Here is a 24,066-nt window from a genome sequence, read left to right as displayed (position 1 = left end):
AGTGGGTGCAGATGACGAGAATTCCTGTCGAGTCCGAAACGTTATCTCCCGACCGGGTGGAGGCTTGTCCGCCGCGGCAGGGTTTGTTAGGTTACTGTCCTAACAAACCCTGCGAGGTCGGCCCACCAGCTCCTCCCGGGTTTCCACGAACCCCAGACGGGGTTCTGCTCCATCCGGAGAAATCCCTCCTGCAGTGCAGCACCGAGAGGAAACAGAAGAATGATCCGTAACGGAAAGCGCAAGATCGCGCTCACCGCCGTCGCAGGGGCATCCGTCCTGGCACTGGGCCTCACCGCCTGTGGCACCGGCGGCAGCGGCGATGACGGCAACGCCGATGGCGACCGGGCCCTCCGGGTCTGGGCCGGAAGCCAGACCCCGATCACCGCGAACTACAACCCGTTCGCACCGACCGTGCTCCATGGCGCGCTCGGACCCATCTACGAGCCGCTGTTCTTCTTCAACAAGACGTCCGACTCCGAGCCCGTGGGCCTGATCGGCGACTCGTACGAGTACAACGAGGACGGCACGGTGATCACCATCACCATCAAGCCCGACCTCAAGTGGAGCGACGGCGAGCCGCTGACGGCTGCGGACGTCGCGTTCTCCTTCAACTACGAGGCGAACAACCCCGAGGGCAACGGACTCGTGTCCGCCGAGGCCACCGACGACACCACCGTGGTGCTCACCTACGCGGCCGCGCAGTACACCACCGAGTTCCAGCGCCTCGGCTCGACCTACATCCTGCCCGAGCACATCTGGGCCGACGTCGCCGACTTCGCGAACTTCGCGAACGAGGAGCCGGTCGGATCCGGTGCCTACGTCGTCGACAAGACCACCAGCGAGTCGTACACGCTCGTGGCGAACGAGAACTTCCGCGACGCCGACAAGCTCGGTGTGAAGAAGGTCCAGTACATCGCCGTCGACAACAACCAGACCGCACAGGACCTGCTCGCGGCGGGTGAGCTCGACTGGACGGGCATGTTCATCCCGAACCCGGATGACGTGACCGCCAACGGCAAGATCAGCTGGGTCAACACCCCGCAGGACCCGACCGTGCTCTACACCTGCTCGAACGCCGAGCTCGGCTGCGCCGGTCCGCAGACCGACGTCGCCGTGCGCCAGGCGCTCAACGTCGCGATCGATCGTGCGGCGATCAAGGACAAAGCGTTCGTCGGTCTCACCGGCGACATCTCGCCGACCTACGCGCTGCTCCCGCGCGACGAGAAGTGGGTCGCGGATGCTGCCAACGAGGTCAGCCCGCAGGAGGCGGACGCCGCCGAGGCAGGCAAGATCCTCGAGGCCGCCGGCTACGTCAAGGACGGCGACTTCTACGCGAAGGACGGCGTGCCGCTCGAGCTCACGCTCACCTCGGTCGACGGCTGGACCGACTACAACGACGCCGCCAAGCTGATCGCCGAGCAGGCCGCGGCAGCGGGCATCAAGATCACCGCGTCGACCGTGCAGTGGCAGGAGTTCTCGGACTCCCGTCAGGGCGGCGAGTACCAGCTCATCGTCGGCGGCATGATCGGCACCTCGGTGGCCGACCCGTTCCAGATCTACCGCGACTGGGTCGGTGGCACTGCGATCCAGTCGACCAGCCCCGTCGGCACCGAGGTTCCCGCCGGACGCTGGAACTTCAGCCGCTACGACAACCCCGTCGTCGACGCCGCGATCCAGTCGGCGATCAGCACGAACGACGAGGCCGAGAAGAAGGAGCTGTACGGCACGATCCAGACCGAGATCGTCCGTGACCTGCCCTACATCCCGCTCGTGATCAACGCCACCCAGACCTTCTACAACACGAAGGACTTCACGGGTTGGCCGACGGAGGAGGAGATGTACGCCTTCCCGCCGTCCTGGGGTGCGATCGCGGCAGGCTACGTCCTGACGCAGCTGCAGCCGGCTAAGTAATTCGAAGGGACGGGGAAGCAGGAAGCAGTGACATGAAGTTCTATGCACGAAGAATCGGGTTCTACGCGTTCACGCTCTGGGCCGCGATCTCTCTCAACTTCCTGCTTCCCCGGCTCATGCCGGGGAACCCCGCCGACATCATGATCGCCAAGATGCAGCGGGCCGGCGGCGAGATCTCCGAGACCACCATCAGGAACATCAAGCTCCTGCTGGGCGGCGACGACTCCTCGCTGTGGGAGCAGTACCTGTCCTACTGGGCGCGCATGTTCCGCGGCGACCTCGGCATCTCGGTGACGAAGTATCCGACCCCGGTGACCGAGCTCATCGCCGGCGCGATCCCGTGGACCCTCGTCCTGGTGGGTACCGCGACCGTCATCTCGTTCATCCTCGGCATCGCGCTGGGCGCCTGGGCAGGGTGGAAGCGCGGGACCTGGGTCGATCATCTGATCCCGGCGACGACCGTGCTGCAGTCGATCCCGTACTTCTGGTTGGCCCTGATCCTGGTCGCGGTGTTCTCCGTGGGGCTCGGCTGGTTCCCGCTCTTCGGGGGCTATGACGTCTTCGACTTCCCCGACGGGCCGGAGCCGACCTGGGCGTTCTTCACCGACGCCTTCTCGCACGCTCTCCTTCCGGCGATCACCATCGTCATCTCCTCGGTGGGCGGCTGGATGTTCGGCATGCGCAACATGATGGTCGCGACCCTCGCCGAGGACTACGTCCTCACGGCCGAGGCCAAAGGCCTTCGCCCGCGGCGCATCCTCACCACGTACGCCGCGCGGAATGCGGCGATCCCGTCGATCGCCGGCTTCTCGATCACCCTCGGCTTCGTCGTCTCGGGCTCCATCGTGATGGAGCAGGTGTTCACGTACCCCGGCATCGGCAAGCTGATGTTCCAGGCGGTCACCAACAACGACTACGCGCTGATGCAGGGTCTGTTCCTCGTGATCACCATCACGGTGCTCGCGGCCAACTTCTTCATGGACCTCGTCTATGGCTTCATCGACCCGAGGGCTCGCCAGAATGTCTGATCCGCAGAACACCGCCGGCCTCCTCTCCGTCGAGGAGACGCCCACGACGGCACCCGCCAGCACGATCGCGATGGCGACGCAGCAGGGCCGCAAGCGCCGTCGCATCCTTCCCAGCACGTCGCCGAAGTTCATCGTCGGCTCGATCCTGGTGATCGCGACCGTCCTGTTCGCGATCATCGCGCCGATCTTCACGCAGAACCCGCGCAGCACCGCGAATCCCGCTCTTCAGGCGCCCTCGGCCGAGCACTGGCTCGGCACGACGAAGCTCGGCAACGACATGTTCGCCCAGCTCGCGATCGGCGCTCAGGGATCGCTGCTCGTCGGACTGATCGCCAGCGTCATCGCGATCGTGCTGTCGCTCGTCTTCGGCGTTCTCGCCGGCTACCTGGGCGGATGGCGCGAGGACGGTCTCGCGCTCTTCACCAACGTGATGCTCGTGATCCCCGCACTGCCGCTGGTCATGGTGATCGCGTCCTTCGTCCCTCAGCGCACCTGGCAGCTGGTGGCGATCTTCCTCGGCATCACCTCGTGGGCGGGCGCGGCCTACGTGCTGCGTCTGCAGACGCGCTCGCTGCGCACCCGCGACTACGTCTACGCCTCGAAGGTCGCCGGAGAGAGGTCGCTGCGCGTGATTCTCGTCGAGATCATGCCGAACCTCCTCCCGCTTCTCACCGCGCAGTTCCTGTTCGCCCTCATCTTCGCGATCCTCGGGGAGGCAGGACTCTCGTATCTGGGACTCGGACCGACGGACTCGATCACCTGGGGGACGATCCTCAATGATGCGCAGTCCGGTCAGGCCCTGGGACGAGGGGCGTGGTGGTGGTTCGTGCCGCCGGGCCTGATGATCGCCGTCATCGGCGCGGGCCTCGTCCTCATCAACTTCGCGATCGACGAGGTCATCAACCCGAAGCTCCGCAATGCGCCGGATGCGGCCCGCCGCGTGCGCAAGGCCGCCAAGACCAAGGGGGTCACCGCATGAGCGACGCCGTGCTGACTGCGACGAACGTGTCGATCGAGTACGAGGTCGATCCGCCGGTGAAGGCCGTGCGCAACGTGTCGCTCACGCTGAACCGCGGCGAGATCCTGGGACTCGCCGGGGAGTCCGGCTGCGGCAAGACGACGCTCGCCTACGGGATGAACCGTCTGTTGAAGGCGCCGGCGCTGATGACGAGCGGCGAGATCGTGTTCCACGATCGCGACGGCCACGACATCGACATCGTGGGGCTCGACGGCGATGGCCTGCGAGCGTTCCGGTGGGACAAGATCTCGATGGTGTTCCAGGGCGCGATGAACTCGCTCAACCCGGTGCTCGATGTGAAGGCGCAGATCTTCGACATCTTCGACACCCACCGCCCCGGCATGTCGAAGAAGGACAAGACGGCCCGCGCCGAGGAGCTGCTCACCCTGGTGGGAGTGGATCCCGCCCGGTTGACGAGCTTCCCGCACGAGTTGTCGGGTGGGATGCGGCAGCGCATGATGATCGCGATGGCGCTGGCGTTGGATCCGCAGGTGATGATCATGGACGAGCCGACCACGGCGCTGGATGTGGTCGTGCAGCGGGGCATCATCCGGGAGATCATGCGGCTGCGTGAACGCCTCGGGTTCGCGGTCATCTTCATCACGCACGACCTGCCGATGCTGATCGAGATCAGCGACCGCATCGCGGTGATGCTCCAGGGACAGATCGTGGAGCAGGGGACGGCTGCGGAGATCTACCGGACCCCGCAGCACGAGTACACGAAGAAACTGCTGTCGAGCTTCCCCTCGCTGAAGGGTGAGCGGGGCGATTTCGTCCGCACGGGCGTGAGCCAGGAGGGGACCCGATGAGCACGAAGACGGATGCCGCGCGCGGCACGGGCACGCTGGAGGCGCGGAACCTGACGAAGGACTTCCACCTGCGCTCCGGGTTCACGACCACGACCCTGCACGCGGTGAAGGACGTGTCGTTCACGTTGGAGCCGGGGCGGACCGTCGCGCTGGTGGGGGAGTCGGGCTCGGGGAAGTCGACGATCGCGCGGATGCTGATGAAGCTGGAGACCCCCACGAGTGGGGAGATCCTCCTCGACGGCGCCCCCTCGGGGACGGGCGGACGCGCGCTGGAGCGGTACCGGTCGGATGTGCAGATGGTGTTCCAGGACCCGTTCGCGTCGTTGAACCCCTTCCACACGATCGTGCACCACCTGGAGCGACCGATCCGCCTGCACCACCCTGAGCTGACAAGTGCTCAGGTGCGGGAGCGGGCCGTGGAGCTGTTGGAGCGGGTGCGGCTGACACCGGGGGAGAGCTTCGCGGAGCGTCGCCCGCACGAGTTGTCGGGTGGTCAGCGGCAGCGTGTCGCGATCGCCCGTGCCCTCGCACCGGGGGCACGGTTCATCGTCGCCGACGAGCCGGTGTCGATGCTCGACGTGTCGATCCGCCTCGGGGTGCTGAATCTCCTCGCGGAGCTGCAGCGGGAGGAGAACCTCGGGGTGTTGTACATCACGCACGATCTCGCGACCGCCCGACACTTCTCCGACGAGATCATGGTCCTCTACAAGGGGGATGTCGTCGAACGCGGGCCCGCGGACGAGGTCATCCTCAACCCGCAGCACGAGTACACCAAGACGCTGCTCGGCGCCGCTCCCGAGCCCGAGAACCTCGGTCGTCTGCGGGACGAGGTCCGCGCCGAACTCGGCATCGTCGGCTGACAGCACCGTTCCGCGCAGGGCTCCCGCTAGACTGATCCCCACAACTGAAGACAGGCCGAATGACCCCCGCGGGAGAGCCCCGGCGAACGCAGCCGGGCACCGAAGGAGCAAGCCTCCCCGCCAATCTCTCAGGTAACGCGTACCGCGCGGTTCCGGCCACTCTGAAAAGCGATTTCGAGCGAAGCTCGAGATCCGCCGACGGTGAAAGCCCCCCAGCGCGGGCGAAGCTCTCAGGCCCATGACAGAGGGGGAGTTCCGAGGAACGTCGATGTCGTCGTTCCGCCCGATTCCGCACGGGAGAACTCCATGTCCGATCCCCGCTACACCCCGCTCCGCGAACGCCATGAGGCGCTCGGGGCATCGTTCACCGACTTCGGCGGCTGGCAGATGCCGGTGCGCTACACGTCGGACCTCGCGGAGCACCACGCCGTCCGCCAGTCGGCCGGCCTGTTCGACATCTCGCACATGGCCGAGTTCCTCGTCACCGGGCCGAGCGCCGCGGAGTTCCTCGACTACGCGCTCGCCGGCCGTCTCTCCACGATGTCTGTGGGAAAGGCCAAGTACTCGCTGATCCTGTCCGAGGCCGGCGGCATCGTCGACGACGTCATCGTCTACCGTCTCGCGGAGGATCGCTACCTGGTGATCGCGAACGCCGGGAACCGCGGATACGTCGATGCCGCCTTCGCCTCGCGCGTCCGGTCGTTCCCGTCGCTCATCGAGCGCGAGGGACCCCCTCGCGTGGAGGGGGAGGAGCGAAGCTTCGCCGGATTCCTCGGCGACCGCGGGGTCGACGTCGAGGATGTCTCCGACTCGTTCGCCCTCCTCGCCGTCCAGGGCCCCGCGGCGGAGGCCATCGTCGCGGCGACCGAGGGGATCACCGACGTCGGAACGCCGTGGGCCGAGCAGAAGTACTACGCCTGGGCCGACGCCCGCTTCCTCGGCGAGCCCCTGCTCCTCGCCCGGACCGGCTACACGGGCGAGGACGGCTTCGAGCTGCTCGTCCCCGGCACTCTCGCGCCCGCGCTCTGGGATGCGCTGGTCGTCGCCGGAGAGCCGCACGGCCTCGTCCCCGCCGGGCTCGCCGCTCGCGACACGCTCCGGCTCGAGGCCGGCATGCCCCTTTACGGCCACGAGCTCTCCCTCGAGACGCGACCGGCGCAGGCCGGCCTCGGACGCGTGGTGGTGTCCGACAAGGAGAGCTTCATCGGGAAGGATGCCGTCGACGCGGCCCCGGATGCTCCGGTCCTCGTCGGGGTCGTCGCCGAGGGCAAGCGCGCCGGACGCGCCGGCTACGCCGTGGTGGATGCCGAGGGCACAGCGCTCGGTGAGATCACCAGCGGTGCTCTGAGCCCGACCCTCGGCCACCCGATCGCGATGGCCTACGTGACCCCGTCTTCCGCCGAAGAGGGAACCGCAGTATTCCTTGATGTGCGGGGGACGAAGATCCCCGCGACCGTGACCGCCCTGCCTTTCTACCGGAGGACAAAATGACCGACCTCAACGCACTGAAGTACACCGAAGAGCACGAGTGGATCGCGACCGGTCCTTCGACAGGCTCAGGAACCCAGGTCGTGAGCATCGGCATCACCGACTATGCCGCCGAGAAGCTCGGTGACGTCGTGTTCGTCGAGCTCCCCGCGGTCGGCACCGAGCTCGCCGCCGGCGCTGTCGTCGGCGAGATCGAGTCGACGAAGTCGGTGGGCGAGCTCTACGCCCCGGTCGCCGGCACGGTCGTCGAGATCAACGACGCGGTCGTCGACGACCCGTCGCTCGTCAACGCCGAGCCCTTCGAGGGTGGCTGGCTGATCAAGGTGTCGGTGGCCGACGGCGCCACCGACGACCTGCTCGACCGCGACGCGTACGTCGCCCTGACGGAGGGCTGATCCACCCGTGGTAGCTTTCGCCGATCGTCACATCGGACCCACCGCCCAGGCCCAGCGGACCATGCTGGACGCACTCGGGCTCCTCGACGGATCCGAGGAGCCCGTCGAGGCGCTGATGCGTCAGGCCGTGCCCGGCTCGATCTTCACCGCTGCTCCCTCGGGCGCGGAGGCCCAGGCCTCTCTCATCCCGCCGGCGGCGAGCGAGACCGAGGCGCTGGCCGAGCTGCGCGCCCTCGCGTCACGCAACGCGGTGAACCGGCCGATGATCGGCCTCGGCTACTACGGCACCATCACCCCGCAGGTGATCCAGCGCAATGTGTTGGAGAACCCCTCGTGGTACACGGCGTACACGCCGTATCAGCCGGAGATCTCGCAGGGCCGCCTGGAAGCGCTCATCAACTTCCAGACCATGGTCGCCGAGCTCACCGGGCTGACGACCGCCAACGCGTCGATGCTCGACGAGTCCACCGCGGTCGTCGAGGGCATGCTGCTCGCCCGTCGCGCCTCCAAGTCGTCGTCGAACGTCTTCGCGGTCGACGCCGACGCGTTCCCTCAGACCAAGGCCTTGCTGGCCACGCGGGCGGATGCCGTCGGCATCGAGCTCGTCTCCGTCGACTTCTCCGCCGGAGCGGAACTCCCGGCCGAGCTGTTCGGAGTCTTCGTGCAGTATCCGGGCGCATCCGGTCGGGTCTGGGACCCGACGGCCGTCATCGACGCCGCGCACCTCGCCGGCGGTCTCGCCGTCGCGGCCGCGGACCTGCTCGCCCTCACGCTGATCTCCTCGCCCGGCTCGCTGGGCGCGGATGTGGCGGTCGGCACCACGCAGCGCTTCGGTGTGCCGATGGGCTTCGGCGGCCCGCACGCCGGCTACATGGCCGTGCGTTCGGGACTCGAGCGTCAGCTGCCCGGTCGCCTGGTCGGCGTCTCGGTGGATGCCGATGGCAGGCCCGCCTACCGCCTCTCCCTGCAGACGCGCGAGCAGCACATCCGCCGTGAGAAGGCCACGTCGAACATCTGCACCGCGCAGGTGCTGCTGGCCGTCATGGCCTCGATGTACGCCGTCTACCACGGGCCCGACGGACTCAAGGCGATCGCGACGGAGGTGGCGACGAAGGCCGCGCTGCTGCGCGACTGGCTCGTCGAGGCCGGCGCCGACGTCGCGCACGACGCGTTCTTCGACACCGTCTCCGTGCGGGTACCGGGTCGTGCGGCGGAGCATCAGGCGCAGGCGCATCACGGCTACGGAATCCTCGTCCATGTCGTGGATGCCGACACGATCAGCTTCGCCGTCGACGAGACGACGACGATCTCCGAGCTGCACCAGATCGCAATGGTCTTCGGCGGCAAGCAGGAGCGGGTGTTCGGGGTCATCGACGGGCACGACGCTCTGCCGGCTGTCCTGCGCCGTCAGGACGAGTACCTGACCCACCCGGTCTTCCACGCGCACCGCAGCGAGACCGCGATGATGCGCTACCTGAAGAGCCTCGCCGACCGCGACTACGCGCTCGACCGCGGCATGATCCCGCTCGGGTCGTGCACCATGAAGCTCAACGCCGCGACCGAGATGGCCGCGATCACGTGGCCCGAGTTCGCGGGCATCCACCCGTTCGCGCCGGCATCCGACGTGCAGGGCTACCTCGACCTCATCGAGCAGCTCGAGGGCTGGCTCGCCGAGGTCACCGGGTACGACGCCGTGTCGCTACAGCCGAACGCCGGCTCGCAGGGCGAGCTGGCCGGTCTCCTGGCGATCCGCGGCTACCACCTCGCCAACGGTGACGAGCAGCGCACGGTCTGCCTGATCCCGTCGTCGGCGCACGGCACGAACGCGGCATCCGCCGTGCTCGCGGGGATGAAGGTCGTCGTGGTGGCGTGCGACGAGCTCGGCAACGTCGATCTCGACGACCTGCGCGCCAAGATCGCCGCGCACGCCGACACCCTCTCCGCGCTGATGATCACCTACCCGTCCACGCACGGCGTGTACGAGCACGACGTCGTGGAGATCACGACGGCGGTACACGACGCCGGCGGCCAGGTGTACGTCGACGGCGCGAACCTCAACGCCCTGCTGGGGTACGCGCGCTTCGGCGACCTCGGCGGCGACGTCTCGCACCTGAACCTCCACAAGACGTTCGCGATCCCGCACGGCGGCGGCGGCCCCGGCGTGGGGCCGGTGGCGGCGAAGGCGCACCTCGCGCCGTTCCTGCCGTCGCACCCGCTCGCGCAGCGCGCCGAGCACTTCGGCGGCTTCACGTTCGAGGGCGGAGTCGTGTCGGCGGCGCCCTACGGCTCTGCGGGCATCCTGCCGATCTCGTGGGCGTACGTGCGGATGATGGGCGCCGACGGCCTGCGGCGCGCGACCGCTGCCGCGGTGCTCTCGGCGAACTACATCGCCGCCCGCCTGGGCGAGCACTACCCCGTGCTCTACACCGGTGAGAACGGTCGAGTGGCGCACGAGTGCATCCTCGACCTGCGTCCGCTCAAGGAAGCCACGGGCATCACGGTCGACGACGTCGCCAAGCGACTGATCGACTACGGCTTCCATGCGCCGACGATGTCGTTCCCGGTCGCGGGCACGCTGATGGTCGAGCCGACGGAGTCCGAGGACCTCGCCGAGATCGAGCGCTTCATCGAGGCCATGATCATGATCAAGGCCGAAGCGGATGCCGTGGCGGCAGGGCGCTGGCCCGTCGACGACAACCCTCTCGTGCGCGCGCCGCACACCGCGGTCTCGCTGATCGCGGGGGAGTGGGCCCACGCGTACACCCGGGAGGACGCCGCGTACCCCGTGCACGCACTCGTCGCCGGGAAGTACTGGCCGCCGGTGCGCCGTATCGATCAGGCCTACGGCGACCGCAACCTCGTCTGCGCCTGCCCGCCCGTGGAGGCCTTCGCCTGACACCGGGCCCGCGGATCCGAACGGAGTCGTGCTCCTCGCCGGGGAGCGCGGCTCCGTCGCGTCTTTCCGGGTGTTTCGCGGATGTTACGGATGGTCACCACTCAGTAACAGTTCGTTAGCTGAGTGCATTCGGGAGCCCGAGCGCGGGTTACGCTCGACTATCCCTACGCGTTCAACGGTGAGCGCGCAGTCTGAGTAACAAGTCCAGGAGGACACAAAGTGAAGCGCAACAAGATCGCCCTCGCGGGCAGCGCCATTTTCCTGATCGGAGCCCTGACTCTCGCGGGCTGCGCGAGCGGCGGCGGCAACGAGCCCGCCGAGGAATCGTCGGGTGACGCTTCGGCGATCATCTCGGTCAACAACACCGAGCCGCAGAACCCGCTGATCCCCACGAACACGAACGAGGTCGGCGGCGGCCTCGTGCTGCAGAGCATCTTCGCCGGTCTCGTGTACTACGACGCCGAGGGCGCCGTGCACAACGACCTCGCCGAGTCCATCGAGACCGACGACGCGCAGACCTACACGATCAAGATCAAGGCCGACCAGACCTTCGCGAACGGCGACCCGGTCGACGCCGAGTCGTTCGTCAAGGCCTGGAACTACGGTGCAGCGCTCGACAACAAGCAGCTTTCCAGCTACTTCTTCGAGTCCATCGAGGGCTTCTCCTACGAGGAGAACGTCCCGGAGCTCTCCGGCCTCAAGGTCGTCGACGACCTGACCTTCACGGTCAAGCTCAAGCAGCCCGAGTCGGACTTCCCGCTGCGCCTCGGCTACACCGCGTTCTTCCCGCTGCCCGCAGCGGCGTGGGACGACCTCGAGGCCTTCGGTGAGAACCCGATCGGCAACGGACCGTACGTCTTCGCCGAAGAGGGCGCGTGGAAGCACAACGAGAGCATCGACCTCATCAAGAACGAGGACTACACCGGTCCCCGTGAGCCGAAGAACGGCGGCGTGGACATGATCCTCTACGCCAGCACCGATGCCGCGTACGCCGACCTCCAGGGCGGCAACCTCGACATCCTCCAGGAGATCCCGGACAGCGCACTGCAGACGTTCGAGAGCGACTTCGAGGGTCGTACCGTGAACCAGCCGGCCGCAGCCAACGCGACCATCACCATCCCCGAGCGCCTCGAGCACTTCAGCGGTGAAGAGGGCCAGCTGCGTCGTGCCGCCATCTCGCACGCGATCGACCGCGAGGAGATCACCGACGTGGTCTTCAGCGGCACGCGCACCCCGATGAAGGACTTCACGTCGCCGGTGATCGACGGATACTCCGAGGACATCCCCGGCTCCGACGTGCTCGACTTCGACCCCGAGAAGGCGAAGGAACTGTGGGCCGAGGCCGACGCCATCGCTCCGTGGACCGGCTCGTTCCAGATCCAGTACAACGCCGACGGTCCCAACCAGGGCTGGGTCGACGCGATCGCCAACCAGCTGAAGAACAACCTCGGCATCGACGCATCGGGCAACCCGATCCCGACCTTCGCCGAGCACCGCACGCTGATCACCGAGCGTCAGTCGACCACCGCCTTCCGCACCGGATGGCAGTTCGACTACCCGTCGATGTTCAACGGTCTCGGCCCGCTCTTCGGAACCGGCGCCGGCTCGAACGACGGCGACTACTCGAACCCCGAGTTCGACGCACTCCTCGATGAGGGCGCATCCGCTGCCGACGTCGAAGAGGGCATCGCGAAGTTCCAGGAGGCGCAGGAGATCCTGTTCAAGGACCTGCCCGCCATCCCGCTCTGGTACACCAACGCCATGGGCGCCTGGGGCGAGTCGGTCGACAACGTCGCGTTCGGCTGGGACACCTGGCCGATCCTCTACCAGGTCACGAAGGACGGCGAGTAAGCCGGACGGCACTCACCTGTGAGGCGGTGACGATTCGTCGTCACCGCCTCGCTGGCTGTGTTCGTCACGATTCTCCGCCTCCTCGCTACAGGACCACAGATGCTCGGCTACATCCTCAGACGTCTTCTGCAGGTAATTCCGGTTTTCTTCGGAGCCACCCTGCTCATCTACTTCCTCGTGTTCGCCATGCCCGGCGATCCGATCCTCGCCCTGTTCGGCGACCGCACCCCGAACCCCGCGGTCGTGGAACAGCTGCGTGAGCAGTACCACCTCAACGATCCGTTCCTCGTGCAGTACTGGTACTACATCACCGGCGTGTTCCAGGGAGATCTCGGCAACACGTTCTCCGGACGCCCCGTCTCGGAGGTCCTCGCAGAGACCCTCCCCGTCACGGGCCGTCTGGCCGTCATGGCGATCGCCATCGAGTTCGCACTCGCCATCGTCATCGGCACGATCTCCGCTCTGCGCAAGGGCAAGGTCTTCGACCACGCGATGCTGGGCATCGCGCTCGTCGCGATCGCCATCCCGATCTTCGTCGTCGCGTTCCTCGCGCAGTACTTCCTGGCGATCCAACTCGGCTGGTTCAAGCCCACGGTGGGCTCCGACAACGACTGGGGCGGCCTGTGGCTGCCTGCCATCGTGCTCGGTTTCAGCCTGTTCGCGGTCAGCATGCGGTTGATGCGGAGCTCCGTGATCGACACGCTCAACCAGGACTGGGTGCGCACCGCCTACAGCAAGGGCCTCTCCCGCAACCGGGTGATCCCGGTGCACGTGCTGCGCAACTCGCTGATCCCGGTGATCACCAACTCCGCCACGAACTTCGGCGTGCTGCTGGTGGGCGCGACCGTGACCGAGGGCATCTTCAACGTCCCTGGCGTCGGTAACACGCTCTACCAGGCCGCGATCCGCAACGAGGGCCCGACCGTGGTCTCCTTCGTCACGGTGTTCGTGATCCTGTACGTCCTGGTCAACCTCGTCATCGACCTGCTGTACGGTCTGCTCGACCCAAGGATCCGCTATGCATGACCCCACTTCGCAGAACCATTTCGTCGCGCCGGTCGAGACGGAGACCATCTCGGTCGACGCCGTGCGCATCGCCGAGAAGCCGCGCAACCTGTGGCGTGACGCATGGACCGATCTCCGGCGTCGTCCGCTGTTCTGGTTCTCGGTCGTGCTCGCGCTCTTCTTCCTCGTGATGGCGCTCTTCCCGACGCTGTTCACGTCGACCCCGCCGAACAGCGGGTGCGAACTCGGCAACAGCAACGCCGGTCCGACTGAGGGGCATCCGCTCGGCTTCACCTTCCAGGGCTGCGACATCTACTCCCGGCTCGTCTGGGGGGCGCAGACCTCGCTCGCCGTCGGCCTCCTGGCCACGGCGATCGGCTCGATCGTCGGCCTCATCATGGGTGCGCTGGCCGGGTTCTACGGCGGATGGCTGGACTCGCTGCTGTCGCGCATCGGCGACATCTTCTTCGCCATCCCGTACATCCTCGCCGCCGTGGTCGTCATGACGGTCTTCTCGCAGTACCGCTCCGTGCCGGTCCTCGCGTTCGCGATCGGTGGTTTCGCCTGGGCGTCGACCGCACGCGTCGTGCGTGCCGAGGTGCTCAGGGTTCGTCAGGCCGACTTCGTCGTCGCGTCCAGAGCGCTCGGACGATCCAAGTTCGGCACCCTCGTCGGACACGTGATCCCGAACGCCCTGGCGCCGCTGCTCGTCGTCTCGACGCTGTCGCTCGCCGCATCGATCGTTGCGGAGGCGACCCTGTCGTTCCTCGGCGTCGGCCTGGGAAGCGACACCATGTCGTGGGGAAATGACATCAGCGCCGCGCAGTCGTCGCTGCGGGTGGCGCCCATGGCGCTCATCTATCCGTCGATCGCGCTCACGCTCGCCGTGCTCGCGTTCGTCACCCTGGGCGAGCTCATCCGAGACGCCATCGATCCGAGAGCGAGGGCACGCCGATGAGCGAACGCACTCCCGACCAGGTGCCCCTGCTGAGCGTGCGCGACCTCAAGGTCGCGTTCCGCACACAGGACGGGCTCCGCGAGGTCCTGCACGGCGCGAGCTTCGACATCTTCCCCGGCGAGACCATCGCCATCGTGGGGGAGTCCGGGTCGGGCAAGTCCACGACCGCCAGCGCCATCGTCAACCTGCTCCCGGGCACCGGCACGATCACGGGCGGTTCGATCACCCTCGACGGCCGCGAGCTGACCACTCTCGGGCGCCGCGATATCGAGGCCGTTCGCGGCCGGGAGATCGGCTTCGTGCCGCAGGATCCCATGTCGAACCTCAACCCGGTATGGAGCATCGGCTTCCAGGTGAAGGAGGCGATCCGCGCCAACGGGATCGCCAGCGGCAAGCAGGACGTGAAGGCGCGAGCGATCGAGGTGCTGCAGCAGGCCGGACTCGGCGACGCCGAGCGACGCCTGCACCAGTTCCCGCACCAGTTCTCCGGCGGCATGCGTCAGCGCGCGCTGATCGGCATCGGCCTGGCGGCGGATCCCAAGCTGCTCATCGCCGACGAGCCGACCTCGGCTCTCGACGTCACGGTGCAGCGGGTCATCCTCGACCATATGGCGACTCTCACTCGCGAGAAGGGCACCTCGGTGCTCCTCATCACGCACGACCTCGGCCTCGCGGCCGAGCGCGCGGAGAAGATCATCGTGATGAGCAACGGCAACATCGTCGAAGCCGGGCCGAGCAGGGAGATCCTCGAGAACCCGCAGCACCCGTACACGCAGCGACTCGTCGGAGCCGCCCCGAGCGTCGCCTCGCAGCGCATCCAGGCCGTGGTCGAGGACCGCGGCATCGAGACGCTCGAGGACCTCGCGGACATCCCGCCGACCGTGCGGATCGCGGGTCTCACGAAGGACTACAAGATCCGCCAGGGGAACTTCCGCAGTGAAGCCTTCCGCGCGGTCGACGATGTCTCCTTCGAGATCCCGCGAGGCAAGACGCTCGCGCTCGTCGGGGAGTCGGGTTCCGGCAAGTCGACCGTCGCCAAGATGGTGCTCAAGCTCGAGGAGCCGACCAGCGGAACGATCGAGATCGACGGCCAGGACGTGTCGAAGCTCTCGAACGCGCAGGCATTCGGCCTGCGTCGTCGCATGCAGCCGGTGTTCCAGGATCCGTATGGATCGCTCGACCCGCTCCGCAACATCGGGAGCACGATCGCGGAGCCTCTGCAGATCCACGGCGTGGGGGATCGCGCCTCGCAGCGCGAGCGCGTGGAGGAACTCCTCGACCAGGTGGCGCTGCCGAGGGCGCTCGCGACCCGGTACGCGAACGAGCTCTCCGGCGGACAGCGGCAGCGCGTCGCGATCGCTCGGGCGCTCGCGCTCAAGCCGGACATCGTCGTGCTCGACGAAGCGGTCTCGGCGCTCGACGTGCTGGTGCAGGATCAGATCCTGAAGCTCCTCGCGGAGCTGCAGTCGGAACTGAACCTCACGTACCTCTTCATCACGCACGACCTCGCCGTCGTGCGCGTGTCGAGCGATCTCGTCTGCGTCATGGAGAAGGGGAAGGTCGTCGAGCAGGGAACTGTCGACGAGATCTTCGCCAACCCCCAGCAGGAGTACACCGACCGACTGCTCAAGGCGATCCCGGGTGCGTCGATCCCGCTCGGCGGGCGCTGAACGTGCCGACGGATCCACGACCGGAGGCCGCACGGACTTTCCGTGCGGCCTCCGGTCCTGTCTTCCTCGTCATCTGCGCGCTGCTCGCGCTGTTCCTGCTCGGCGATGCCGTGCTGCGCGCCGGCTGGGGGCCGATGCTGCTGCTCGCGCCCTGGATCCTCCTCGGCCTGTGGGTGGTGTACGAGGTCGCCTTCGTCTCGTTCGTCCGCATCGATGACGCGGGAGGGACCGTGCAGAACATGCTGCGACGCACGACCTTCGGGTGGCGTCGTGTGCGGGACATCGATCTTCGCTGGCAGCTCGTCTTCTCGCTCGACGACGGCACCGATGTCACGTGCTACGGCGGCCCGGCCAGGGCGCGGCAGCGGCGCACGGTGGGTCGGCAGGACGAGGAGCGGAAAGCCCCGAGCAGCCTCCGCGACCTGACCGACATCCGCGACCGCTGGGAGGCGGCCGATCTCGCCGCCGATGCGCCGATCCGTCGGAGCTGGGACGGCCCGGCGATCATCGCCCTCGCCGTGATCGTCGGGTGGGCGGTCGCCGCGATCCTCATCGCGAACGCCGGCTGACCGCGTCTCAGCTCGGCAGTCCGAACAGGTCGGGCCAGGTCGCGGCTGCCCAGGGGTAGCCGACGAAGACCGTCGCGTCGATCAGGAAGTGCGCGACGAGGAACGGCAGCAGGCGGCCGCTGCGCTGGAAGAGCCAGCCGAACAGCAGTCCCATGGCCAGGTTCCCGATGAACGCGCCGGGCCCCTGGTACAGGTGATAGCTCGCACGCAGCACCGAGGTGGACACGATGATCGTCCAGGCGCTCCAACCGAGCTGCTTCAGGCGGGCGAAGAGGTATCCGAGCACGACGAACTCCTCCTGCAGCGACGCCCGCGCGGCGGCGAGCAGCAGGACGGGCACGGTCCACCAGTGCGTGTCGAGTCCCGCCGGGTTCACGGCGACGAAGAGTCCGGAGGCGCGTCCGGCGATATAGAGGGCGAGTCCGGGGACGCCGATGGCGACGACGAGGAGGATGCCGCGTCCGGCATCCGCTGCGACCCGAGTGCCGTCCAGTCCGAGCCTCTCCAGGTGCGGACGTCGAGACTGCCAGAGCAGGAAGCACACCAGCACCACCGGCACGAGCGAGAATCCGATCGACAGCACCTGGTAGATGAGGTCGAAGATCTCGCGGTCGCTGCGCGAGGGGTTGAGCGTCGCGGTCTGATCTGCCAGCGGTGTCTCATCCGTGAGACGGTAGGCCAGCTGCATGATCGCGTACACCGCGGACTGGCCGAGGCCCAGCGCGAGGACGATCGCGATCTCCCACCAGAGCCGGCTGCGGGAGGGCGCGGGAGAGCCCCAGGGGAGGGGGTCCGAGGCGGGTCGGGAAGTCACGATCCTGATGCTACGACCTCCGCTCAGGAACCGACCCTCAGGTTGCGTTATCCTGGAACGTCGGCTTCCCGGCGCAATCCCACACCTCTTTAGGACTTCTGCATGGCGCACGCCCTCCGCTCTGACCTCCGCAACGTCGCAATCGTCGCGCACGTCGACCACGGCAAGACCACTCTCGTCGACGCCATGCTGCGTCAGACGGGCTCCTTCGGCGAACACGCCCACGTCGATGATCGCGCCATGGACTCGAACGACCTCGAGCGCGAGAAGGGCATCACGATCCTCGCCAAGAACACGGCGATCACCTACAAGGGCGTGCACGCCACCGACGGCGAGGTGACGATCAATGTCATCGACACCCCCGGTCACGCCGACTTCGGCGGCGAGGTCGAGCGCGGCCTCTCCATGGTCGACGGCGTCGTGCTGCTCGTCGACGCCAGCGAGGGCCCGCTCCCGCAGACACGCTTCGTGCTTCGCAAGGCGCTCGAGGCGAAGCTGCCCGTCATCCTCCTGGTCAACAAGACAGACCGTCCCGATGCCCGCATCGCCGAGGTCGAGGAGGAGGCCCACGATCTGCTCCTGGGTCTCGCGTCCGACCTCGTCGACGACGTGCCCGACCTCGACGTCGACGCGCTGCTCGACGTGCCGATCGTGTACGCATCCGGCCGTAACGGGGCCGCCTCGCTCAACCGCCCGGAGAACGGCACTCTGCCCGACAACGAAGACCTGGAGCCGCTCTTCGGCGCGATCCTCGAGCACATCCCGGCCCCGTCCTACGACGACGAGGCTCCGCTCCAGGCGTGGGTCACGAACCTCGACTCGAGCCCGTTCCTCGGCCGCCTCGCGCTGCTGCGCGTCTTCAACGGCACGCTGAAGAAGGGCCAGACGGTCGCCTGGGTCCGCGCCGACGGCACGCACCAGAACGCCCGCATCACCGAGCTCCTGAAGACCCGCGCCCTCGAGCGCTACCCGGCGGAGTCCGCGGCACCCGGCGACATCGTCGCCATCGCCGGCTTCGAGGACATCACCATCGGCGAGACCATCGCCGACCCCGAGGATGTCCGCCCGCTTCCCGCGATCACGGTCGACGACCCCGCCATCTCGATGACGATCGGCACGAACACCTCGCCCCTCATGGGCAAGGTCAAGGGACACAAGCTGACCGCCCGCATGGTCAAGGACCGCCTCGACCGCGAGCTCATCGGCAACGTGTCGCTCAAGGTCGTCGACATCGGACGCCCCGACGCCTGGGAGGTGCAGGGACGCGGCGAGCTCGCGCTCGCGATCCTCGTCGAGAACATGCGCCGCGAGGGCTTCGAGCTCACGGTGGGCAAGCCCCAGGTGGTCACGAAGCAGATCGACGGCAAGACGAACGAGCCGTTCGAGCACCTCACGATCGACACGCCGGAGGAGCACCTCGGCGCGATCACGCAGCTGCTCGCGGGCCGCAAGGGTCGCATGGAGAACATGACGAACCACGGCACCGGCTGGGTGCGCATGGAGTTCATCGTCCCGTCGCGCGGCCTCATCGGCTTCCGCAGCGAGTTCCTCACCACGACCCGTGGCACCGGTATCGCCAACGCGATCTCGCACGGCTACGAGCCGTGGGCCGGACACATCACGACGCGCCAGAACGGCTCGATCGTCGCCGACCGCCAGGGTGTCGTCACCCCGTTCGCGATGATCGCCCTGCAGGAGCGCATGTCGTTCTTCGTGCAGCCCACGCAGGAGGTCTACGAGGGCATGGTCATCGGCGAGAACTCGCGCGCCGACGACATGGACGTGAACATCACCAAGGAGAAGAAGCTCACCAACATGCGTGCAGCGAGCTCCGACACGTTCGAGTCGATGACCCCGCCGCGTCAGCTGACGCTGGAGGAGAGCCTCGAGTTCGCCCGTGACGACGAGTGCGTCGAGGTGACGCCGGAGGTCGTGCGCATCCGCAAGGTGAACCTCGATCAGAACACCCGCGCTCGCGAGACGGCCCGCATCAAGCGTCAGGACGCGAACGCCTGACCCTCGTCTCGAGGATGCTCTGCAGAGGGCCTCGCACCGCCGAAAGGCGCGTGCGGGGCCCTCTTCTCATGTAAATCCCAGATGAGGCACAATTTTCGTTCAGGAAGGCATGGCAGGCTCGAACACTTGCGCCTGGGACGAGCTCCCGATGAGTCTCCTGTATGGGCGTACGACGACCCGAAAGTCGAACCATGCTCCATGAAACCCGTGCGCTTCGGCGCGCCTCCGACGCGGCGAACGCCCGCGCCACGACCCGCCGTCCGATGATGATCCTCGGGACCGCGGCCGCCACACTCCTCGGCATCACCCTCACCGCCGGCATCGTGTCGGTTCCCGCCTCCGGCTCCGAGATGCCGGATGCGACCGCAGCCGTCGCGCAGCTGGTCGCCGGTGCCGAGCCCCACGCGAAGGTCGCGGACGACGCGGCCATGCCGCTGGTCGATGCGAAGGATGCCGTGCTCGCCGCACAGGCCCTGACGTACGACGTGGCCGCGTCCGGTCTCGACGTGAGCGCCGCGCCGCCCGTCGATGTGTCCGAGCTGCAGGACGACATCGACGCGCTCGAGGACCGCGACGCGATGTCGCCCCTCGTCGTCACGGTGCTCGCGGGCGAGGTGGAAGCCGAGACGACGACGCTCGCCACGGCGACCGTGGCGCTGCAGGGCGCGCTCACCGCCGCCCAGGAGAAGAAGGCCGCGGATGACGCCGCCGCCGCGGCAGCCGCCGAAGCAGAGGCCGCCGCCGTCGCGCTGGCCTCCGCGAACACGGTCGACGGCGCGAAGGCCACCGCGCAGCAGATGATGTCGAGCCGCTACGGCTGGGGCGGGGACCAGTTCTCCTGCCTGGATTCGCTGTGGACCAAGGAGTCCGGCTGGAATTACCAGGCGTACAACCCCAGCGGCGCCACGGGCATCCCGCAGGCTCTCCCCGGCAGCAAGATGGCGTCGGAGGGCAGCGACTGGGAGACCAACGCCACGACCCAGATCGCCTGGGGTCTCGGCTACATCTCGTCCGTCTACGGCACTCCCTGCAGCGCCTGGGGACACTCGCAGGCCACCAACTGGTACTGAGCTCAGCGCAGCTCGGAGATGAGCACGGCGCTGGTGCCGGTGGCGGTCGCCTCGAAGATGTGGGGCGCGTCGCCGGCGTACGTCAGGTAGTCGCCGGGGCCCAGCAGGATCGGCTCGGCCACCGGGCCGACCTGCGCCTGCCCGGCGATCAGGATGACGTGCTCGATCGTCCCCGCGTGGTGCGGGTCGGACACCCGGGGGTCGCCCGGCTCCGCCTGGATCAGGTAGACGTCGCGCCGGGCGCCGGGAGGGCTGGCCGAGAGCAGCGTCGCGCTGTAGGCCGAGGCTGACGACGGAACGCCGGCGAGCTCGTCGGCGCGGATCAGTGTCGGTGCGTTGGCCTGCTGGTCGACCAGCACCGCGAACGGAACGCCGAGAGCGACGCCGAGGGCCCAGAGAGTCTCGACGCTCGGGTTTCCCGCCCCGCTCTCCAGCTGTGAGACGGTCGCCTTGGACACGCCGGCGCGCCGGGCGAGCTCGGAGACCGAGAGGCCGATGGCCTCGCGCTCGCGGCGGAGCGTGCGGGAGATGCGTGTGCGGAGATCCTCCATGTGTTCATCATGTCAAACGATCGTTCGCTTGACTATGCACGTGCCGTTGTTCAGAATGATAGGCATGTGTTCATTAGATCGAACGACGGCGGATCGGTGCGATGACCGCCGAGCGTGAGGTCTGGCGCGAGGCTCTCGGCGTCGTGCTCGCGACGAGCGCCTACGGCATCTCGTTCGGCGCGTTGGCGGTGGCATCCGGTCTCGACGTCTGGCAGACCTGTGTCCTGAGTCTGCTGATGTTCACGGGCGGATCGCAGTTCGCGTTCGTCGGTGTCTTCACGGCAGGCGGGCTGGCGGCGCTGCCCTCGGCCGTCGCCTCCGCGGCGCTGCTCGGGGTGCGCAATGTCGCCTACGGCATGCGCATGTCGCCCATCGTCGGAGGCGGACCCGTGCGTCGCGCCGCCGCAGCGCATTTCACGATCGACGAGTCGACGGCTGTGGCGATCTCGCAGACCGTCCCGCGCCTTCGCCAGGTCGGCTTCTGGGTGACGGGCATCGGCATCTTCGTCGGGTGGAACATCACGACGCTGATCGGCGCTCTCGTGGGCGATGTGCTCGGCGACCCCAAGACCTGGGGACTGGACGCGGCGGCCGCGGCGGCCTTCCTCGCCCTGCTCTGGCCACGGCTCGAGCAGCGCCAAGCGATCGCCGTCGGTGTCGCGGCCGCCGTCGTCGCGGCGGCGCTGACGCCCTTCCTCATGCCGGGGCTGCCGGTGCTGGTCGCCGCCCTGGTCGCCATCCTGGTCGGCTGGTTCAACTGGCTCGGACGCGATCCGCAGCAGGAATCCGCGACGGATGCCGGAACGGAGGCCGAATCGTGAGCCTGTGGAGCGCCATCCTCCTGGCCGCCCTGATCTGCCTCGCACTGAAGGCGGTCGGGTACCTCGTCCCGCCCAAGGTGCTCGAAGCGCCTCGGCCCGCACGGATCTCGGACCTGCTGACCGTCGCGCTGCTCGCCGCGCTCGTGGCCGTGCAGACGCTCGGCGACGGCCAGGCGATCACGGTGGATGCCCGCGTGCCTGCGCTGCTGGTCGCCGGCGGTCTGCTCTGGCTGCGTCAGTCGTTCCTCGTGGTCGTCGTGGCGGCGGCACTCGTCGCGGCGCTCCTGCGGCTCTTCGGCCTCGCGGCGTGAACCCGAGGCCGCACCCCGGATGCACAGCCCCCCGCCGGTAGGATCGACGGGTGCGTGTGAGCTGGTTGTCGAGAGTCCTGTCGTGGGTCGCGGCCGCCCTGGTGGGCGGCGTCTACGGCGTCGCCGGGACGATCGGACACAGCCTGATGTGGGGACCGATCCCGGTCGGACTCATCGTCGGCGCGATCGCCTGCGCGGCGATCCTCATCGCCGTCCGCGCGCTCACCCACGACCGGGGCGCCGCCGTCGCCGCCGGTCTCGGCATGATCGGGATGCTGGTGCTGATCTCCGGTGTCGGTCCGGGCGGATCCGTCGTCGTGGCCGACTCGCTCGCCGGACGGATCTGGACCTACCTGGTCGCCGGACTCGTGCTCCTGGTCGTCGCCTGGCCGTCGCTCTCGCGGCTCCCCGTGCGCACGGAGACCCCCTCTGCGGAGGAAGCGGCCGTCCGCGAGTCGTAGACTGGGGGAGTGACGTATGTGATCGCCCTCCCGTGCGTCGATGTCAAGGATCGCGCCTGCATCGACGAGTGCCCCGTTGACTGCATCTACGAGGGTGAACGCTCGTTGTACATCCACCCGGACGAGTGCGTGGACTGCGGCGCCTGTGAACCGGTGTGTCCCGTCGAGGCGATCTACTACGAGGACGACCTGCCCGACGAGTGGCAGGACTACTACAAGGCCAACGTCGAGTTCTTCGACGAGATCGGCTCGCCCGGCGGCGCCGCCAAGGTCGGCGTCTACACGTTCGACCACCCGGTCATCGCCGCCCTGCCTCCTCAGGGCGAGTAGGCGCCGCCCGTGAGCGTCCGCGACCTCGCCGACTACCCGTGGGACGCCGTGGTGCCGTTCCGCGAGCGAGCCGTCCAGCATCCTTTGGGGCTCGTCGATCTCTCCGTCGGCTCTCCCGTCGATCCGACGCCGGAGATCATCCGCCGCGCGCTGGCCGAGGCGACCGACGCGCACGCGTATCCGCAGACGCTCGGCACGCCCAGCCTCCGCGAAGCCATCGTCGCCTGGTATGCGCGTCGCCGCGGTGTCCCTGACCTCACGGTCGACAACGTGCTCCCGACGATCGGCTCCAAGGAGCTGGTCGCCCTGCTGCCGACGCTCCTCGGGCTCGGCGCGGGCGACATCGTCGTGCATCCGCGCGTCGCCTACCCGACCTACGAGGTCGGCGCCCGCGTCGTCGGTGCCGAGCCGGTCGCCGCAGACGATCCCGCGGAGTGGCCCGAGGGTGCCAAGCTCATCTGGATCAACACGCCGGGCAACCCCGACGGCCGCACCTGGACCGTCGACGAGCTGGCAGCCGCGGTCCGGCGGGCACGCGAGCTCGGCGCAGTGCTCGCGAGCGACGAGTGCTATGCCGAACTCGGCTGGGACGTACCGTGGGCGACCGAGTCCATTCCGTCCATCCTCGACCCGCGCGTGACCGGCGGGCGACGGTCGAACCTGCTCAGCGTGTACTCGCTCAGCAAGCAGTCGAACCTCGCCGGCTACCGCGCGGCTTTCGTCGCCGGCTGCGCCCACATCGTCGGCGACCTTCTCACGGCACGCAAGCACCTCGGGCTGATGCCGCCCGCGCCCGTGCAGCACGCCATGACCGTGGCTCTCGGCGACGACGAGCACGTCGCGGTCCAGAAGGAGCTGTACCGCGCGCGGCGCGACGCCCTGCGTCCTGCGCTCGAGGCGGCGGGCTTCCGCATCGACGGCTCCGAGGCCGGGCTGTACCTCTGGGCGACCGAGGGACGGGACGCCTGGGAGTCGATGGGGCGGCTCGCCGATCTCGGCATCCTCGCGGGGCCGGGGCCGTTCTACGGCGCGGCATCCGGTCAGCACGTCCGGCTGGCGCTGACGGCCGCGACCGACCGTGTCCTGGAGGCCGCACGACGCCTTCATGAAGGAAAGCTGTAGATTCCCTCGTCAGACGAGCCGTCTGTTTGGTGGATGTCACAGTAGGCCTGCATGCCTACTAGGCTGTAAAGGCGATTCGGTCGGGTGCCGACCTGGTGCCTCAGCGCCGTGA

At 68.0% G+C, this 24,066-nt stretch carries 22 protein-coding genes and 1 riboswitch; of the genes, 20 read left to right on the top strand and 2 right to left on the bottom strand.

Annotated elements, in window-relative coordinates:
* The first annotated feature begins 219 nt into the window (after positions 1 to 219).
* The 13 genes from ABS642_RS06895 (at position 220) to ABS642_RS06835 (ending at position 16,458) form a co-directional block, all read left to right on the top strand.
* Positions 220 to 1,911, top strand: coding sequence for an ABC transporter substrate-binding protein (locus ABS642_RS06895; protein WP_350352732.1), 1,692 nt, complete (start codon positions 220 to 222; stop codon positions 1,909 to 1,911).
* Positions 1,912 to 1,943: 32 nt separating this feature from the next.
* Positions 1,944 to 2,939 carry an ABC transporter permease gene (locus ABS642_RS06890; RefSeq protein WP_282213957.1) on the top strand — a complete coding sequence of 332 codons (996 nt, stop codon included), beginning with the start codon at positions 1,944 to 1,946 and terminating at the stop codon, positions 2,937 to 2,939.
* Positions 2,932 to 3,918 (top strand): ABC transporter permease, encoded by a 987-nt coding sequence (locus ABS642_RS06885; protein ID WP_282213956.1) that lies wholly within the window; start codon positions 2,932 to 2,934, stop codon positions 3,916 to 3,918. Before ABS642_RS06890 ends, ABS642_RS06885 begins: the two co-directional genes overlap by 8 nt.
* Positions 3,915 to 4,766, top strand: coding sequence for an ABC transporter ATP-binding protein (locus ABS642_RS06880; protein ID WP_282213955.1), 852 nt, complete (start codon positions 3,915 to 3,917; stop codon positions 4,764 to 4,766). The genes ABS642_RS06885 and ABS642_RS06880 overlap by 4 nt, the downstream gene beginning before the upstream one ends.
* On the top strand, positions 4,763 to 5,626 hold the full coding sequence (locus ABS642_RS06875) for an ATP-binding cassette domain-containing protein (RefSeq protein ID WP_350352731.1): 864 nt from the start codon (positions 4,763 to 4,765) through the stop codon (positions 5,624 to 5,626). The genes ABS642_RS06880 and ABS642_RS06875 overlap by 4 nt, the downstream gene beginning before the upstream one ends.
* A gap of 59 nt (positions 5,627 to 5,685) precedes the next feature.
* Positions 5,686 to 5,781, top strand: a riboswitch (glycine riboswitch).
* 151 nt (positions 5,782 to 5,932) lie between these two features.
* Positions 5,933 to 7,117: a glycine cleavage system aminomethyltransferase GcvT gene (locus tag ABS642_RS06870; protein ID WP_350352730.1), complete on the top strand. Its 1,185-nt coding sequence runs from the start codon at positions 5,933 to 5,935 to the stop codon at positions 7,115 to 7,117.
* On the top strand, positions 7,114 to 7,509 hold the full coding sequence (gcvH, locus tag ABS642_RS06865) for a glycine cleavage system protein GcvH (protein WP_282213952.1): 396 nt from the start codon (positions 7,114 to 7,116) through the stop codon (positions 7,507 to 7,509). The genes ABS642_RS06870 and gcvH overlap by 4 nt, the downstream gene beginning before the upstream one ends.
* A 61-nt stretch (positions 7,510 to 7,570) precedes the next feature.
* Positions 7,571 to 10,405 (top strand): aminomethyl-transferring glycine dehydrogenase, encoded by a 2,835-nt coding sequence (gene gcvP / locus ABS642_RS06860; protein ID WP_350353409.1) that lies wholly within the window; start codon positions 7,571 to 7,573, stop codon positions 10,403 to 10,405.
* Positions 10,406 to 10,624: 219 nt separating this feature from the next.
* Positions 10,625 to 12,256: an ABC transporter substrate-binding protein gene (locus tag ABS642_RS06855; protein ID WP_350352729.1), complete on the top strand. Its 1,632-nt coding sequence runs from the start codon at positions 10,625 to 10,627 to the stop codon at positions 12,254 to 12,256.
* Positions 12,257 to 12,355: 99 nt separating this feature from the next.
* Positions 12,356 to 13,282 carry an ABC transporter permease gene (locus ABS642_RS06850; RefSeq protein ID WP_282213949.1) on the top strand — a complete coding sequence of 309 codons (927 nt, stop codon included), beginning with the start codon at positions 12,356 to 12,358 and terminating at the stop codon, positions 13,280 to 13,282.
* Positions 13,275 to 14,219, top strand: a complete 945-nt coding sequence (locus ABS642_RS06845) for an ABC transporter permease (RefSeq protein WP_350352728.1) — start codon at positions 13,275 to 13,277, stop codon at positions 14,217 to 14,219. The genes ABS642_RS06850 and ABS642_RS06845 overlap by 8 nt, the downstream gene beginning before the upstream one ends.
* On the top strand, positions 14,216 to 15,889 hold the full coding sequence (locus tag ABS642_RS06840) for an ABC transporter ATP-binding protein (RefSeq protein ID WP_350352727.1): 1,674 nt from the start codon (positions 14,216 to 14,218) through the stop codon (positions 15,887 to 15,889). Before ABS642_RS06845 ends, ABS642_RS06840 begins: the two co-directional genes overlap by 4 nt.
* 2 nt (positions 15,890 to 15,891) lie before the next feature.
* Complete coding sequence (locus ABS642_RS06835) at positions 15,892 to 16,458, top strand: PH domain-containing protein (protein ID WP_350352726.1); 567 nt, start codon at positions 15,892 to 15,894, stop codon at positions 16,456 to 16,458.
* A gap of 7 nt (positions 16,459 to 16,465) precedes the next feature.
* Here the strand turns inward: ABS642_RS06835 and ABS642_RS06830 are convergent, their stop codons facing one another.
* Positions 16,466 to 17,272: a type II CAAX endopeptidase family protein gene (locus ABS642_RS06830; RefSeq protein WP_350352725.1), complete on the bottom strand. Its 807-nt coding sequence runs from the start codon at positions 17,270 to 17,272 to the stop codon at positions 16,466 to 16,468.
* Between the two features lie 102 nt (positions 17,273 to 17,374).
* Here ABS642_RS06830 and typA point away from each other — a divergent pair, with 102 nt between their 5' ends.
* Positions 17,375 to 19,288 carry a translational GTPase TypA gene (gene typA / locus ABS642_RS06825; RefSeq protein WP_282213944.1) on the top strand — a complete coding sequence of 638 codons (1,914 nt, stop codon included), beginning with the start codon at positions 17,375 to 17,377 and terminating at the stop codon, positions 19,286 to 19,288.
* Between the two features lie 191 nt (positions 19,289 to 19,479).
* Entirely contained in the window at positions 19,480 to 20,358 is an 879-nt protein-coding gene (locus ABS642_RS06820) for a phospholipase (protein ID WP_350352724.1), read from the top strand.
* Between the two features lie 2 nt (positions 20,359 to 20,360).
* Here the strand turns inward: ABS642_RS06820 and ABS642_RS06815 are convergent, their stop codons facing one another.
* Positions 20,361 to 20,909 carry an XRE family transcriptional regulator gene (locus tag ABS642_RS06815; RefSeq protein ID WP_350352723.1) on the bottom strand — a complete coding sequence of 183 codons (549 nt, stop codon included), beginning with the start codon at positions 20,907 to 20,909 and terminating at the stop codon, positions 20,361 to 20,363.
* Between the two features lie 101 nt (positions 20,910 to 21,010).
* On the opposite strand from ABS642_RS06815, the gene ABS642_RS06810 reads away from it, so the two are divergent.
* Genes ABS642_RS06810 through dapC form a run of 5 tightly spaced genes read left to right on the top strand, consistent with a single transcriptional unit; the run spans position 21,011 to position 23,954 of the window.
* Positions 21,011 to 21,730, top strand: coding sequence for an AzlC family ABC transporter permease (locus tag ABS642_RS06810; protein WP_350352722.1), 720 nt, complete (start codon positions 21,011 to 21,013; stop codon positions 21,728 to 21,730).
* Positions 21,727 to 22,041, top strand: a complete 315-nt coding sequence (locus tag ABS642_RS06805; RefSeq protein WP_282213938.1) for an AzlD domain-containing protein — start codon at positions 21,727 to 21,729, stop codon at positions 22,039 to 22,041. Before ABS642_RS06810 ends, ABS642_RS06805 begins: the two co-directional genes overlap by 4 nt.
* Before the next feature lie 50 nt (positions 22,042 to 22,091).
* A complete protein-coding gene (locus tag ABS642_RS06800; protein WP_282213937.1) occupies positions 22,092 to 22,502 on the top strand; it encodes a histidinol dehydrogenase in 411 nt (136 codons plus the stop codon).
* 9 nt (positions 22,503 to 22,511) lie between these two features.
* Positions 22,512 to 22,832, top strand: coding sequence for a ferredoxin (gene fdxA / locus ABS642_RS06795; protein ID WP_282213936.1), 321 nt, complete (start codon positions 22,512 to 22,514; stop codon positions 22,830 to 22,832).
* Between the two features lie 9 nt (positions 22,833 to 22,841).
* On the top strand, positions 22,842 to 23,954 hold the full coding sequence (dapC, locus tag ABS642_RS06790; RefSeq protein WP_350352721.1) for a succinyldiaminopimelate transaminase: 1,113 nt from the start codon (positions 22,842 to 22,844) through the stop codon (positions 23,952 to 23,954).
* The last annotated feature ends 112 nt before the right edge of the window (positions 23,955 to 24,066 follow it).

Source organism: Microbacterium sp. A8/3-1 (assembly GCF_040267695.1).
GTDB classification, from domain to species: Bacteria; Actinomycetota; Actinomycetes; order Actinomycetales; family Microbacteriaceae; genus Microbacterium; species Microbacterium luteolum.
The sequence above is the reverse complement of the archived record's forward strand: the minus strand, read 5'-3'. Positions and strand labels throughout refer to the sequence as shown.

What these genes read in the sequence shown, in the direction of transcription:
- ABS642_RS06895 (WP_350352732.1), top strand. Translation starts at nt 220, where the DNA reads ATGATCCGTAACGGAAAGCGCAAGATCGCGCTCACCGCCGTCGCAGGG.
- ABS642_RS06890 (WP_282213957.1), top strand. Translation starts at nt 1,944, where the DNA reads ATGAAGTTCTATGCACGAAGAATCGGGTTCTACGCGTTCACGCTCTGG.
- ABS642_RS06885 (WP_282213956.1), top strand. Translation starts at nt 2,932, where the DNA reads ATGTCTGATCCGCAGAACACCGCCGGCCTCCTCTCCGTCGAGGAGACG.
- ABS642_RS06880 (WP_282213955.1), top strand. Translation starts at nt 3,915, where the DNA reads ATGAGCGACGCCGTGCTGACTGCGACGAACGTGTCGATCGAGTACGAG.
- ABS642_RS06875 (WP_350352731.1), top strand. Translation starts at nt 4,763, where the DNA reads ATGAGCACGAAGACGGATGCCGCGCGCGGCACGGGCACGCTGGAGGCG.
- ABS642_RS06870 (WP_350352730.1), top strand. Translation starts at nt 5,933, where the DNA reads ATGTCCGATCCCCGCTACACCCCGCTCCGCGAACGCCATGAGGCGCTC.
- gcvH (WP_282213952.1), top strand. Translation starts at nt 7,114, where the DNA reads ATGACCGACCTCAACGCACTGAAGTACACCGAAGAGCACGAGTGGATC.
- gcvP (WP_350353409.1), top strand. Translation starts at nt 7,571, where the DNA reads ATGCTGGACGCACTCGGGCTCCTCGACGGATCCGAGGAGCCCGTCGAG.
- ABS642_RS06850 (WP_282213949.1), top strand. Translation starts at nt 12,356, where the DNA reads ATGCTCGGCTACATCCTCAGACGTCTTCTGCAGGTAATTCCGGTTTTC.
- ABS642_RS06845 (WP_350352728.1), top strand. Translation starts at nt 13,275, where the DNA reads ATGCATGACCCCACTTCGCAGAACCATTTCGTCGCGCCGGTCGAGACG.
- ABS642_RS06840 (WP_350352727.1), top strand. Translation starts at nt 14,216, where the DNA reads ATGAGCGAACGCACTCCCGACCAGGTGCCCCTGCTGAGCGTGCGCGAC.
- typA (WP_282213944.1), top strand. Translation starts at nt 17,375, where the DNA reads ATGGCGCACGCCCTCCGCTCTGACCTCCGCAACGTCGCAATCGTCGCG.
- ABS642_RS06820 (WP_350352724.1), top strand. Translation starts at nt 19,480, where the DNA reads ATGCTCCATGAAACCCGTGCGCTTCGGCGCGCCTCCGACGCGGCGAAC.
- ABS642_RS06815 (WP_350352723.1), bottom strand. Translation starts at nt 20,909, where the DNA reads ATGGAGGATCTCCGCACACGCATCTCCCGCACGCTCCGCCGCGAGCGC.
- ABS642_RS06810 (WP_350352722.1), top strand. Translation starts at nt 21,011, where the DNA reads ATGACCGCCGAGCGTGAGGTCTGGCGCGAGGCTCTCGGCGTCGTGCTC.